This is a genomic window from Bradyrhizobium sp. AS23.2 (assembly GCF_001908185.1).
GTDB lineage: Bacteria > Pseudomonadota > Alphaproteobacteria > Rhizobiales > Xanthobacteraceae > Bradyrhizobium.
On the sequence record NZ_LGHM01000336.1, the window covers coordinates 1 to 868 of the forward strand.

General features: G+C 66.6%; 1 protein-coding gene. It reads left to right on the plus strand.

The features are described from left to right. Positions 1 to 727: NAD(P)H-hydrate dehydratase (locus AC630_RS41935; RefSeq protein ID WP_074124305.1), on the plus strand; the 727-nt coding region annotated here is incomplete at its 5' end. Between the last annotated feature and the right edge of the window lie 141 nt (positions 728 to 868).

The following is an 868-nucleotide window of genomic DNA, read 5'->3' on the forward strand; positions in this document are numbered from 1 at the left end:
AGCGCTACGCGCCGGCGCCGGCCTGGTGACGCTGGCAACGCCGCGCGACGCGCTCGCGATCAATGCAAGCGCAATGACCGCAGTGATGGTTCGCCCCGTCGACACCGCCATCGAGTTCGGCGAGGTTCTTGGCGACAAGCGTTACAACACCTGCATGATCGGCCCCGGCGCGGGCATCGGCGATCGGACCTGCGATCTCGTCCACACCGCGCTCACGGCGCAGCGGCATCTGGTGCTGGACGCAGATGCGCTGACGAGCTTTGCCGCGGCCCCCGAGCGCCTGTTTGAATCGATCAGGTCCGCGCAGGACAATGCGGTGGTGCTGACGCCGCACGAGGGGGAGTTTCCACGCCTGTTCTCCGACCTCAGCAATAAATATCCGGGCCGCTCGAAGCTGGAGCGCGTGCGCGCGGCCGCCGAGCGCTGTGGCGCGGTGGTACTGCTGAAGGGCCCGGACACCACCGTCGCCGCTCCCGACGGCCGCGCCACCATCGCCGCCAATGCGCCGCCCTGGCTCGCCACCGCCGGCGCCGGCGACGTGCTCTCCGGAATCATCGCGGGGCTTTTGGCGCAGGGCGTTCCGGCGTTCGAAGCTGCCAGCATCGGCGTGTGGATGCATGGCGAGGCGGGCAGCGAAGCAGGGCCGGGACTGATCGCGGAAGATCTCACCGAGACGCTGCCGGCCGTGCACCGGCGGATTTATGATGCTCTGGGCGTGGAGTACTAGGTGGTGTGGACTCTAAGGAGTCCCATTTAAGTGCAAATCAGATTCAAGGCTTCTTTTGGGGAGGTCGCCTTGGGTGTGATGGATCGTTTGGTTTTGAGCGACGCGGCCTGGGAGCGAATGGCGCCCTTGATCATCGGACGG